Annotated in this window: 12 protein-coding genes; 2 read left to right on the top strand and 10 right to left on the bottom strand. The window is 72.9% G+C overall.

Annotated elements, in window-relative coordinates; all coding sequences use genetic code 11:
* The first annotated feature begins 69 nt into the window (after positions 1–69).
* The gene (locus ACZ404_RS04210; protein ID WP_468435716.1) at positions 70–999 is read left to right on the top strand and encodes an LLM class F420-dependent oxidoreductase; all 930 of its coding nucleotides are present in this window, start codon (positions 70–72) and stop codon (positions 997–999) included.
* Positions 1000–1074: 75 nt separating this feature from the next.
* On the opposite strand, the gene ACZ404_RS04205 is transcribed toward ACZ404_RS04210, so the two are convergent.
* The 5 genes from ACZ404_RS04205 to ACZ404_RS04185 form a co-directional block, all read right to left on the bottom strand.
* Positions 1075–2772, bottom strand: a complete 1698-nt coding sequence (locus tag ACZ404_RS04205) for a flavin monoamine oxidase family protein (RefSeq protein WP_468435715.1) — start codon at positions 2770–2772, stop codon at positions 1075–1077.
* A gap of 49 nt (positions 2773–2821) precedes the next feature.
* Positions 2822–3610 carry a carbon-nitrogen hydrolase family protein gene (locus ACZ404_RS04200; protein ID WP_468435860.1) on the bottom strand — a complete coding sequence of 263 codons (789 nt, stop codon included), beginning with the start codon at positions 3608–3610 and terminating at the stop codon, positions 2822–2824.
* A gap of 222 nt (positions 3611–3832) precedes the next feature.
* Positions 3833–4231 (bottom strand): DUF742 domain-containing protein, encoded by a 399-nt coding sequence (locus ACZ404_RS04195; RefSeq protein ID WP_468435714.1) that lies wholly within the window; start codon positions 4229–4231, stop codon positions 3833–3835.
* Complete coding sequence (locus ACZ404_RS04190; RefSeq protein WP_468435713.1) at positions 4228–4665, bottom strand: roadblock/LC7 domain-containing protein; 438 nt, start codon at positions 4663–4665, stop codon at positions 4228–4230. Before ACZ404_RS04190 ends, ACZ404_RS04195 begins: the two co-directional genes overlap by 4 nt.
* Positions 4655–6952, bottom strand: a complete 2298-nt coding sequence (locus tag ACZ404_RS04185; RefSeq protein WP_468435712.1) for a sensor histidine kinase — start codon at positions 6950–6952, stop codon at positions 4655–4657. The genes ACZ404_RS04190 and ACZ404_RS04185 overlap by 11 nt, the downstream gene beginning before the upstream one ends.
* Before the next feature lie 273 nt (positions 6953–7225).
* On the opposite strand from ACZ404_RS04185, the gene ACZ404_RS04180 reads away from it, so the two are divergent.
* Complete coding sequence (locus tag ACZ404_RS04180) at positions 7226–7690, top strand: SRPBCC family protein (protein ID WP_468435711.1); 465 nt, start codon at positions 7226–7228, stop codon at positions 7688–7690.
* Positions 7691–7694: 4 nt separating this feature from the next.
* On the opposite strand, the gene ACZ404_RS04175 is transcribed toward ACZ404_RS04180, so the two are convergent.
* From ACZ404_RS04175 to ACZ404_RS04155, 5 genes are all read right to left on the bottom strand, one after another.
* A complete protein-coding gene (locus ACZ404_RS04175) occupies positions 7695–8147 on the bottom strand; it encodes an Lrp/AsnC family transcriptional regulator (RefSeq protein WP_468435710.1) in 453 nt (150 codons plus the stop codon).
* A 27-nt stretch (positions 8148–8174) separates the two neighbouring features.
* Positions 8175–9665, bottom strand: coding sequence for an amino acid permease (locus tag ACZ404_RS04170; protein ID WP_468435709.1), 1491 nt, complete (start codon positions 9663–9665; stop codon positions 8175–8177).
* Between the two features lie 220 nt (positions 9666–9885).
* On the bottom strand, positions 9886–11328 hold the full coding sequence (locus tag ACZ404_RS04165; RefSeq protein ID WP_468435708.1) for a GuaB1 family IMP dehydrogenase-related protein: 1443 nt from the start codon (positions 11326–11328) through the stop codon (positions 9886–9888).
* Between the two features lie 131 nt (positions 11329–11459).
* Positions 11460–11789, bottom strand: coding sequence for a barstar family protein (locus ACZ404_RS04160; protein WP_468435707.1), 330 nt, complete (start codon positions 11787–11789; stop codon positions 11460–11462).
* On the bottom strand, positions 11786–12196 hold the full coding sequence (locus tag ACZ404_RS04155) for a guanyl-specific ribonuclease (protein ID WP_468435706.1): 411 nt from the start codon (positions 12194–12196) through the stop codon (positions 11786–11788). The genes ACZ404_RS04160 and ACZ404_RS04155 overlap by 4 nt, the downstream gene beginning before the upstream one ends.
* Positions 12197–12203: the final 7 nt, after the last annotated feature.

Below are 12203 nucleotides of genomic sequence, written 5' to 3'. Positions count from 1 at the left end.
GCTCCCGGGAACCCGGCTCTGCTCTCGCTACGTTGATGCCGCACCCGATCGCGAAGGAGCTCAACGCACATGGCGACCCGGCTCGGACTCGGCCTCCCGCAGAATCGGCAGTACGACCTCGGCAAGGACGTCCCCGACGTGGCGCGCGCCGCCGAGCGGATCGGATACGACAGCGTCTGGGTGTACGAGCGCGCCCTCTTCCCGGAACCCGCCACCCAGGGCCTCTACGGCATCCCCGGCCTGCCCTGGCCCGACTCCTACCGGGCGGTCGCCGACCCGCTGGTCACCCTGACCCTGGCGGCCGCCGCCACCGAACGCGTCGGGCTGGGCACCAGCGTGCTGGTGGCGCCGCTGCACGCGCCCTTCCGCCTCGCCAAGTCGCTGGCCACGCTGGACGCGGCGAGCGGCGGCCGGGTGATCGCCGGGTTCGGCACGGGCTGGTCCCACGACGAGTACGCGGCGAGTGGCGTAGCGCCCTTCGAGGAGCGCGGCCGGGCACTGGACGAGGTGATCGACGTGTGCCGGGCGGTGTGGGGCCCGGATCCGGTGGTGTACGAGGGCCGGACGACGAGGATCGCCTCGGCCGTGGTCGGCCCCAAGCCGGCCCGGCCCATCCCGATCCTGCTGGCCGCGAGCGGCGGGCGGGCGCAGCGGCGGCTGGTCGACCACGCCGACGGCTGGCTGCCGGTGGCCACGGGCGTCGAGCAGGTCGCCGCCCAGTGGGCCGAGCTGCAGGACCTGGCCGCCGAGCGCGGCCGGCAGCAGCCGATCCGGACGGTGCTGCGGGTGAACGCGGAGCACGCGGCGCGGCCGTACGAAGGCGGGGACCGCCGGCCGTTCCGGGGCAGCGCCGACCAGATCGTGGCGGACCTGGTCCAGCACGCCGAGCTCGGGCTGGACGAGATCATCCTCGACCTACAGACCGCTCCACGCGACGCCCAGGAACTCAAGGACATCGCGACGGAGCTCTACGAGAAGGCCCGCTCGGCGGGGGTATGACCCCGCCGGCGGACTCCTTCGCCGTCCGCCCGGTGGCACTCCCTCGGAACGCCCAGCAGGGCCCACCGCGCAGGGTCAGTCCTCGGGGAGTTCCACCGGTGCTATCTCGTCGTAGACGTCGCCCGGACCAGGGTTGGACGGGTCGGTCGTGCCGCCGAGGTGGTGCATGACGCCCCAGACCGCGTTCAGCGCGGTCTGGACGGCGCCCTCGGCCCAGCCGGCCGTCCAGGAGATGTCGTCGCCGGCGAGGAAGATGCCCCGCTTGTCCTCGGGCAGCCGGTCCTGCATGAAGTGGGTGAACAGGCGCCGCTGGTAGCGGTAGTGGCCGGGCAGGTTGGCCTTGAACGCGCCCATGAAGTAGGGCTCGTTCTCCCAGGAGACGGTCACCGGACTGCCGATGATGTGCTTGCGGATGTCGACCTTCGGATAGATCTCCGACAGCGACTTCAGCATGACCTCCATCCGCTCGTTGGCGGACAGCGGCAGCCACTTCAGGCTGTCGTCGCACCAGGTGTAGGACAGGCAGATGACGGCGGGCCGGTCCGGCCCGTTGTCGAGCAGGTAGGTGCCGCGGGTCATGCGGTCGGTGAGCGTCATCGACATGACGTCCCGGCCCGTCTCCTCGTCCTTGTCCAGCCAGAACGGCCGGTCGACCGGGACGAAGAGCTTGGAGCTCTCCATGTAGTGGGTGCGCTCGATGGCGGTCCAGTGGTCGATCGGGAAGAGCGAGTCGTCGCAGGCGATCTTGGACAGCAGCATCCAGGACTGGGCGGTGAAGATCGCCGCCTTGTAGGTGCGGATGTCGCCGTCCGCGTCCGTCACGGTGATCCGGTTGCCCGCGGTGCGGTGCAGCCGGGTCACTGCCGGGCGCGGCTCGCCGTCCACGTGCAGGGACTTCAGCGAGGTGCCGTACGGCCAGTGGACGATCTTCTCCGGTTCGCGCTCCCACAGGCGCAGCGGCAGCTGCTGGGAGCCGCCGACGATGCCGCGGTGGTGGTCGTCGGCCTCGGTGTAGACGACACGCAGGATCTCCAGGATGGAGTTCGGGAAGTCGGTGTCCCAGCCACCGGTGCCGAAGCCGACCTGGCCGAAGATCTCGCGGTGCCGGAAGGACTTGAAGGCCTCGGAGTCGCAGAGGAAGCCGTAGAAGGTCTGGTTGTCGAGCTTCTCGACCAGCTTCGCCCAGATTTCGCGGATGCGCGGCACGTCCCGCTCGCGCATGGCGCGGTTCATGTCGGAGAAGTCGGCGCCCTCCTCCAGGCACCTGTTCCAGGCGTCGGCGACGTCCCGGTAGACCTGGGGCAGGTCGTCGATGGTCTCGGCATAGTGCGACTCGCCCTTGAGGTCCACCACCGTCGAGGGGGTGGCCTCGGCCAGCGGGTTGGGGAACGGGCTGGTCTCCAGGCCGACCAGGTCGATGTAGTGCTGCAGGGCGGTGGAGGACGGCGGGAAGCGCATGGCGCCCATCTCGGCGGTCAGCGACTCGTCGCAGCCCTCGAAGCCCACGGTGCGCAGCCGGCCGCCGAGCTGATCGGCCTCGTAGACGACGGGCTTGAGGCCCATCTTCATCAGCTCGTACGCGGCGACGACGCCGGACAGGCCGCCGCCGATGACCGCGACCTCGGTGCCGTGCTCGGTCGCCGGGACCTGGCCGAGGCCCGCCGGGTGGGTGAGGAAGTCGTCATAGGCGTAGGGGAAGTCCGGGCCGAACATGGTGATCGGCGGCTGCTGCTCGTCTGCGTGCTCGACGGCGTTGGGCACCGTGGACGTCATGGGGTACGGACTCCTTGCGCGGGGGTGGTTCGGGGGAAGGCTCGGGGGTTCAGGCGAGGGACCCGTACAGACCGGGGCGGCGGTCCTTCAGGTACGGGTTCGCCTCGCGGGAGGCGGCCAGGAAGTCGGGGTCGGCGTCCGCGAACACCAGTTCCTCGCCGCGTCCGGCGCGGGTGCGGGCGACGCCGTCGGGGCCGGCCAGGACGGACAGCCCGACGAAGTCGAACTCGCCCTCGGCGCCGACGCGGTTGACGTACGCGACGTACATCTGGCTCTCCCAGGCCCGCACCGGCACCAGCGACTCGGCGACGAACTCGAAGGGGTGCATCTGCGCCGTCGGGACCACGAGGAGGTCGGTGCCGGCCAGGGCGTGGGCGCGGACGTTCTCCGGGAACTCGACGTCGTAGCAGATCATCAGGCCCACGGTCAGGCCGTCCAGCTCGGCCTGGACGACCGGCTGCTCGCCCGGGGTGAAGTGGTCGCGTTCGAAGCCGCCGAAGAGGTGGGTCTTGCGGTAGTTCGCGAGCCGGGTGCCGTCGGCGGAGATCAGCTGGGCGGAGTTGTAAACGGTGTCGCCGTCGCGCTCCGGGTAGCCGTAGGCGATGGCGAGGCCGTGCCGGGAGGCCAGCCAGGCGATCGCGTCCGCCGCGTCGCCGTCGGCGGGCTCGGCGAGGCGGCCGATGTCGTCGCCGATCGCGTACCCGGTCAGGAACATCTCCGGCGCGACGAGCAGCGCGGCGCCCTCGGCGGCGGCCCGGCCCGCGGCCTCGTCGAGGACCTTGAGGTTCTCGACGGTGGAGCCGGGGCGGCCGGAGCTCTGGAGCAGGGCGGTGCGCATGCGTGTCCTCACCGGAAGAGGGTGGTCTGGGGTCAGTTAGACGGTACGGTCGGCGCGCTCTGCCGGACAAGAAGGAGCCGTTGCGCGCCGGTGCGCGGTTTGTTGCGTGGCGAGGGGGCCGGACGGCGATTCGTTGCGCGGCTCGCCCGGCGTGCCGGGGGCAGCCGGGCCTCCGAATGGTCCGATCCGCACGTCCCGGTTCTGCCGGCCGGCGTCCGGACTCTAGAGCTGTCGCAGCCGTTCGACGATCTCGCGGAGCAGGCCGGGGTCGGCGGCCGGGCCGCCGGTGGGCGGGCGGCGGGGCTCGTCGATGCGGATCAGCCCGGCCTCGGCCAGGTCGCCCAGCAGGACGCGGACGACGGTCAGCGGCAGGTCGGCGTCCGCGGCCAGCTCGGCCACGGGGCGCGCGCCGCGGCGGATGAGGTCCAGCAGGGCGGCGCGGGCGTGGTCCAGTGCCGGCTGTGCCCCGCCGCCGTCCGGCTCCAGCGCGGTGACCTGGGACATCAGGTCGATGGCGTGCCGGTCCGAGGGCCGGGTGCGGCCCCGGGTGACGGTGTAGGGGCGCACCATCGACCCGGTCTCGTCCTCGTACCAGTGCTCGTCGCCCACGGGCCGCGTCACGGGGCCGAGCGGGTGGCGGCGTCCAGGTGGTGGCCGAGGCGGCGGACGAGGAGGGCCATCTCGTGGGCGAGCTGTCCGACGTCGGTGCGCGCGTCGCTCAGCACGGTGAGGCGGCTGCCCTGGCCGGCCGGGGTGATGAACAGGTAGGCGTCCTCCAGCATGACCATGGTCTGCCGCACCTGCCCGGCCTCGAACCGCTCCCCCGCCGAGCGGGCCAGGCCGTGGAAGCCCGAGCAGACGGCCGCCAGGTGCTCGATGTCCCGCCGGCGCATCCCCTCCGAGGAGCTGAGGGGGAGCCCGTCGGCGGTGAGCAGCACGGCCTGGCGGACATGGTCGGTGCGCGCGACGAGGTCGTCGAGCAGCCAGCCGAGGTCCGTGCCGGGTGCGTCGGCGGGCGGGGCCTGGCTCTCGGGCCTCTGGTCGTCACCGTGCATCGTCGCTGTCCGTCCCTTCGTCTGCGGTGGCGGGCGTGTCGTGGGCGTCGCCGGTCACGGGCAGCCCCTTGCGGCCACGCTCCAGGCCGCGCTGGAAGGCCCCGAAGACGGCCCGCATCTCGTCGGGGTCCGCCGCGCGCTCCGGGGCCCGCTCGGCGGCCACCGGCTCGTCCCGCAGCTCCCGGGCGAGGGAGGCCTGCCGGGTACGGGTCGGGAGGGCGGGCGCGGGAGCGGCGCCGCCGGGGGCGGGAGAGGGCCGCCGGGGTTGCTGCGGCTCCGAAGGCGGAGCCGGTGCGGTTCCCGGCTCGGCGGCGGGCGGCTCCGGCGCCGGTGGTTTCCCGCGCGCCGGCAGCTGTCGTACCTGCGCAGCCGCGGGCTCCGGCTCCGCCAGGACCTTCTCCGGGAGCAGCACCACCGCTGTCGTACCCCCGTACGGGGAGTCCCGGAGGGTCACCTCGATGGCGTGGCGGGCGGCGAGGCGGCCGACCACGTAGAGGCCGAGGCGGTCGTGGCGGGTGGGGTCGAAGGCGTCGGGGTCGGTGAGGGTGCGGTGCGCCGCCTCGCGCTGGTCGGCGTCCAGGCCGAGCCCGCGGTCGTCGATCTCCAGGACGAAGCCGCTGCCGACCCGCCCGGTGCGCAGGGTGACCTGGGTGTGCGGCGGCGAGAACACCGTGGCGTTCTCCAGGAGCTCGGCGACGAGATGCACGACGTCGGCGACGGCGTCCGCCGCGACGCCGATCTCCGGCATCGGCGGCACCACCACGCGCGCGTAGTCCTCGATCTCGCTCACCGCCGAGGCCACGACGTCCGCGATCGGCACCGGCCCGCGCCACCGGCGGCCGGGGGCCGCGCCGGAGAGGATGATCAGGCTCTCCGCGTGCCGGCGCATGCGGGTCGTCAGATGGTCGATGCGGAAGAGCTGGCGCAGGACGTCCGGGTCGTCGGTGCGCCGCTCCAGCGTGTCGACGAGCTTCAACTGGCGGTGCACCAGCGCCTGGTTGCGCCGCGCGATGGTGAGCAGCACCGCGAACTGCCCCCGCCGCAGGCCGGCCTGCTGGACGGCGGCCTCGACTGCGGCCAGCCTTGCGCTGTTGAAGGAGCGGCCGACCTGGCCGATCTCGTCGTCGCGGATCTCGTCGGCGGCGAGTGGCGGCGCCTCGGCCAGCGCGTCCACCTCCGCACCGGCGCTCAGTCGCCGCATGACGTCCGGGAGTTGCCGCGTGGTGAGCAGGTCGGCGGCGTCCCGCAGCGTCTCCAGGCGGCGCGAGATGCGCCGCGCGCCCCGCACCGCGAACCACAGCGACAGCGCCACGGCGGCCAGTCCGATCGCGCCGACGACGGCGGCCTTGGTCAGCTCGCGGTAGGCGAAGGCCCGGCCGCGCGCCGCGGAGTTCTCGGCGGAGCGGGTGCACAGCCGCATGTAGCGCTGCACGGCCCGGTCGGTGGTGGACCGCCAGGTGTCCGCCGCCACGGCCTCCCCGGCCCGTCCGGCCCCGGCCCGCAGCAGCGCGTCCTCGCCGCGCACCAGGGAGCGGTGCAGCCGGCCGCGCTGGAAGTCCTGGAACAGCGCGCGCGAGTCGGCGGGCAGGTCCGGTACGTACGTCCGCTCGAAGACGCGCCGGTCCTCGATGGTCGCGGTGAGGGCGTCGTACTGCCCGTCGGTCAGGGTCCCGGCCGCCCGCGCCCCGGCGACCAGGGCGTCCTCCCGGGACACGAACTCCCGTACCCGCACCAGCTCGACGACGACCTGGGCCTCGCGGGCGAGCTGCCCGGCCTGGAGGGCGGTGAGCGTGGACTCGACGTCGAAGCCGGGTTCGACGAGCGCGCCGTACTCCTCGACCGCGCGGTCCCAGGTGATGCTCCGGGACAGCACGCGCTCGCGCAGCCCCTCCAGCTTCCCGGTGGCGGCGACCATGGCGTCCAGGGACTGCCGCTGCCGCTCCGTGAGCCGGCTCCGGTCGCCGCCGCGGACCGCCTGCCGCATGGCGTCGACGGCCCGGTCGGTACGGCGCTGCTGGCCGAGCAGATCACCGGCGGCGGTGGTGTCGAGGCGGGCGCCGAGGTAGGCGGCGGACAGCCGGCGTTCGATCTGGATCTGCCCGATGGCCGTGTCCACGGGGGTGCCGAAGTCCTCGTACACCCCCTGCAGCCGGATCAGCGCGCGCAGTTCCGCCGTGACGGACACCATGGCGAAGCTCCACAGGGCCATCAGCGCGACGGCCGGGGCGAGGGCGAGCGCAACGATCCGCGTGCGGACGGTGGTGGGACGGCCGACGGGCCAGCGCATGGATTACCTGCCGGTGTTACCTGCCAGTAGGACCGGCACAACCTACGGGATCGGCACCCGGACCGCAATGGTGACCTGCGGTAACCCGGGGTCACCGCGGCGACGCGCCCGAGGCTGGGGCCAGGGGCGAGGCAGGGAGCGCGAGGAGCGGCGGGGCAAACGTGCCGACCGCCACGCGGGGGCGGAGGTCCGGCCGCCGCGAGCCGGTGGGAGAGTGAACCGAGCCCTGGCGCGGGGAAGGCCGGGGCCGAGTCGAGCGAACGGGGCACGCAGATGGGACAGGCACAGGTCCGGACCGACCCGCTGCCGTACGTGGACACGCACACGACCGTCGTCGCGGCCGACCCGGACGCCGTCTGGCGGGCGATCGGCGAAGTGCTGGACGGATCTGCCGGGGCCACCCTCAAGGACGGCTACGCCCGCGTGATCGGCTGCGCCGACCGCACGGCGTCCGGGCCGCGCCCCCTGAGGGTGGGCTCGACGGTGCGCGGCTTCCGGGTGTCCGCGGCCCGGCCCGGCCGGGAGCTGGGGCTCACCGGCGGCCACCGGCTGTCGAGGTACGCGCTGACCTTCCGCCTGGAGCCCTGCGGCCCGGGCCGCACACGCGTGAGCGCGGAGACCCGGGCCGTCTTTCCCGGTCCGGCCGGAGCGCTGTACCGGATGCTGGTGATCGGCAGCGGCGCCCACGCGTCCGTGATGCGCCGGCTGCTGACGACGGTCGGCCGCCGGGCCGCGTGAGGGCCTATCCCGGAGCCCCCGACGAGAAGCGGCGCAGCAGCGGCGACAGCACCAGCACCGACTTGGTGCGCTCCACGAACGGCTCCCCGGCGATGCGCTCGAGGACCCGTTCGAAGTGGCGCATGTCGGAGGCGAAGACCTGGACGATCGCGTCCGCGTCGCCGGTCACGGTGGACGCGGCCACCACCTCCTGGTAGCGCTCCAGCCCCCGCTGGATGGTCTCCGGAGAGGTGTTGCGCCGGCAGTAGATTTCCACGAACCCCTCGGTCTCCCAGCCGAGCGCCGCCGGGTCCACCCGGACGGTGAACCCGGTGATGGCCCCGGTGGCCCGCAGGCGGTCCACGCGCCGCTTCACGGCGGGCGCGGACAGGCCGACCATCTGCCCGATGTCGGCGTAGGAGCGGCGTGCGTCCTCGGCGAGGGCGTGGACGATACGTTCGTCGAGATCGTTCAGCACGGGGGGTGGTTCATTTCTCCGGGTCGGTCACTTCTCCGCCGCCACCGCGGCGTCGTCGGCGCCGGCGAGGCGGGAACGGCGGTAGCCGTACACGAAGTAGAACACGAGCCCGACGGCCATCCAGACACCGAACACGACCCAGGTGACGGCGGACAGGCTGCCCATCATCCATACGCAGAAGAGGAAGCCCAGCGCGGGCAGCACCGGCGACAGCGGCACGCGGAAGGTGCGGTTCATCTCCGGCCGGGTCCGGCGCAGCACCACCACGGCGACATTGACCAGCGCGAAGGCGAACAGCGTGCCGATGCTCGTGGCGTCGGCCAGCCGGCCCAGCGGGATCGCGGCGGCGAGGACACCGCAGAACAGCGAGACGATCACCGTGTTGGTGCGCGGGGCCCCGGTCTTCGGGTGGACCTTGGCGAAGGCCTTGGGCACCAGGCCGTCGCGGGACATGGCGAAGAGAATGCGCGTCTGGCCGTAGAGCACGGTCAGGACGACGCTCGCGATGGCGATGACCGCGCAGAAGGCCAGCAGGGTGCCCCAGAAGCTCTGCCCGGTGACGTCCTTCATGATCCGGGCGAGCGCCGCCTCGGAGCCGCTGAATTTCCGCCACGGCCGGGCGCCGACGGCGACGGCCGCGACCAGCACGTACAGGGCGGTGACGATGACGAGGGACAGCATGATCGCGCGCGGCAGGTCCCGCTGCGCGTTCTTCGCCTCCTCGCCGGCGGTGGAGGCGGCGTCGAAGCCGATGTAGGAGAAGAACAGCGTGGCGCCGGCCGCGCTGACACCCGTCATGCCGAGCGGCATGAAGGGGGCGTAGTTGCCGGACCTGAAGCCCATGAAGCCGATGGCGCAGAACAGCACCAGCGCCGCGATCTTGACGCACACCATGACGGTGTTGGCCCGCGCGGACTCCTTGGCACCGCCGAGCAGGAACACCATCGCCAGGAGCACGACGATCAGGGCCGGCAGGTTGAAGACGCCCCCGTCGACGCCCGGCGGGTTGGCCAGGGCGTCCGGGATGGTGACGCCGATCGTGCCGGACAGCAGCTCGTTGAGGTACTCGCCCCAGCCGACGGCCACGGCGGCCACCGACACGCCGTACTCCAGGAGCAGACACCAGCCGCAGACCCAGGCGATCAGCTCGCCCATCGTTGCGTATGCGTACGAGTACGACGAGCCGGAGACCGGGATGGTCCCCGCCAGCTCGGCGTAGGAGAGGGCCGAGAACAGCGCGGTGAGCCCGGCGATCACGAAGGAGAGGGTGACGGCCGGACCGGCCTTGGGAACGGCCTCGCCGAGGACGACGAAGATGCCGGTTCCCAAGGTGGCACCGATGCTGATCATGGTGAGCTGCCACAGGCCGAGCGATCGCCTGAGCGCCCCTCCCTCCCCCTGGCCGCCCTCCGCGACCAGCCGTTCCACGGGCTTGCGCCGCATGAGGCGCGCACCGACGCCCGAGGACGCCGGGGCGGCCGCTCGCTGGTTCTGCGGGGGTGCGCCTTGGTCGAGCACGCGCTGGCTCCTTTTCGCTGCCGGTCAGGGTGGGGGAACCGGCGGACGCCCGCGAGGGCAGGAACCCGCCGAGCGGGGTCCCCGCCACACCACGTACAGCGCAGCACCTTACGGGGGCGGCCTTTACGGGCGTAATGCAGCAACCTTGCACATCCACGCAAGATCATTGCGTTCCGGCCGCCCGGGGCGCCCATTCATTGCAGGCCGGCGAGCGCCGCGCTCAGCTCCAGCTGGCGTGCAGCGGCTTGCCCTCGGCGTACCCGGCCGCGCTCTGGATGCCGACGATCGCCTTCTCGGCGAACTCCTCCAGCGAACCGGCGCCGGCGTAGGTGCAGGAGGAGCGCACGCCCGCGATGATCGAGTCGATCAGGTCCTCGACGCCCGGGCGGGCCGGGTCGAGGAACATGCGGGAGGTGGAGATGCCCTCCTCGAACAGCGCCTTGCGGGCCCGGTCGTAGGCCGACTCCTCCGAGGTGCGGTTGGCCACGGCACGCGCGGAGGCCATGCCGAAGGACTCCTTGTACGGGCGGCCGTTCGCGTCCTGCTGGAGGTCGCCCGGGGACTCGTAGGTGCCGGCGAACCAGGAGCCGACCATCACGTTGGAGGCGCCGGCCGCGAGAGCCATCGCCACGTCGCGCGGGTGCCGGATGCCGCCGTCCGCCCAGACGTGCTTGCCGTACTTGCGCGCCTCGGCGGCGCACTCCAGGACGGCGGAGAACTGGGGCCGGCCCACGCCGGTCATCATGCGGGTGGTGCACATGGCGCCGGGGCCGACGCCGACCTTGATGATGTCCGCGCCGGCGTCGATCAGGTCCTTGACGCCCTCGGCGGAGACGATGTTGCCCGCGGCCACGGGGACCTGCGGGTCGAGGGCGCGCACCGTCCTGATCGCGTTGATCATCGACTCCTGGTGGCCGTGCGCGGTGTCGATGACGAGCGTGTCGACGCCCGCGTCGAGCAGCTGCTTGGCCTTGCCGGCCACGTCGCCGTTGATGCCGACGGCGGCGGCGATGCGCAGCCGGCCCCGGGCGTCGACGGCCGGGGTGTACAGCGTGGCGCGCAGGGCGCCCTTGCGGGTGAGGATGCCGGCCAGCCTGCCGTCCTTGTCGACGGCGGGGGCGTAGCGGCGGTTGTGCGCGTCGAGGGTGTTGAAGGCCTCGCGCGGGTCGATGTCGGCGTCCAGCAGCAGCAGGTCCTTGGACATGACCACTTCGAGCTGGGTGAAGCGGTCGACGCCGCTGAGGTCGGCGTCGGTGACCACACCGACGGGCCGGTGGCCGTCGTCGACGACCACGCCCGCGTTGTGCGCCCGCTTGGGCAGCAGGGCGAGCGCGTCGGCGACGGTCTGGTGCGGGGCCAGCACGATCGGGGTGTCCAGCACCAGGTGGCGGCTCTTCACCCAGGAGACGACGTCGGTGACCACGTCGATCGGGATGTCCTGCGGGATGACCACCAGGCCGCCGCGCCGGGCCACCGTCTCGGCCATGCGGCGGCCGGCGATCGCGGTCATGTTGGCGACGACCAGCGGGATGGTGGTGCCCGAGCCGTCCGGCGAGGCGAGGTCCACGCCCTGACGCGAGCCCACCGCGGAGCGGCTCGGCACCATGAACACGTCGTCGTACGTCAGGTCGTACGCGGGCTGGATGTCATTGAGGAAACGCACGTGCTGCACATCCCAGTCGATCAGAGGTGACCCCCTGACGGGTGCGCCAGGGGGAAAGAGCACGTACTTCATTGTCCCATGGCGGTCCCGCCGCCATGCCCCCACAGAACCTCCAGGCCCCCCTCCGCGCCCTAGGAGGATCCTCCAAGGGCGAGGGAGACGGTGAGCGCCGGCATCACGCCCATCGCGTGCTCGAACACCTCCCGGGCGGTCGCCCACTCCTCGGGCCGGGCCTTCGCGTACGCCTGCCAGCCCCGTACGACGAGCAGCAGCCCCCGGCCCTCGGCCTCCTCGGGCCAGACGGAGAGGTCCGACAGGGAGTCGGCGAGCGCGTCCCAGTTGCGGCCGAACCAGTCGGGGAGCCCCAGGGCGCGGGCGGCGCGGTCCATCAGGCCGGCCTTGTCCGTGACGCCGTCGAGGTCGAGCGCGACCACGAAGCGGCCCGTCAGGTCCTCACTCATCTCAGCACCGCCCGGAAGGAGTTGTAATGATCGTCGGTGTAGTAGAACTCCCCGCCCCGACCGGTGACGATGCGCCGCGCCCCGCGGTCGTGCGAGCCGGGTGTCCGCACGGTGTACTCGTGGTAGTAGCCGCGCGGGTGCTTCGGCAGGTGGCCCTCGAGGTTCCCGAAGACGATGCCGTCACGGGCGTACGGGAAGGGGCCGCCCCGGTCGATCAGGGCGAGGGTCTGCCGGGCCTCGGCCGGGAGCCGGGACTCCGGCACGGTGTCCATGCCGTGCGCCCAGGCGGGCGTGGACACGGCCGGGGCGGTGGCCGCGGCGCCCGGAGGGGAGGAGCATCCGGTCAGCAGGACGGCGAAACAGACCAGCAGTCCCGCCAGCGCGCGGGGGACGAACCTCAGCAGCATGCCGACG

The sequence above is a fragment of the Streptomyces sp. NPDC030798 genome (assembly GCF_055572275.1).
Note: the sequence above shows the minus strand (reverse complement) of the source record. Positions and strands in the feature narration are given on the sequence as shown.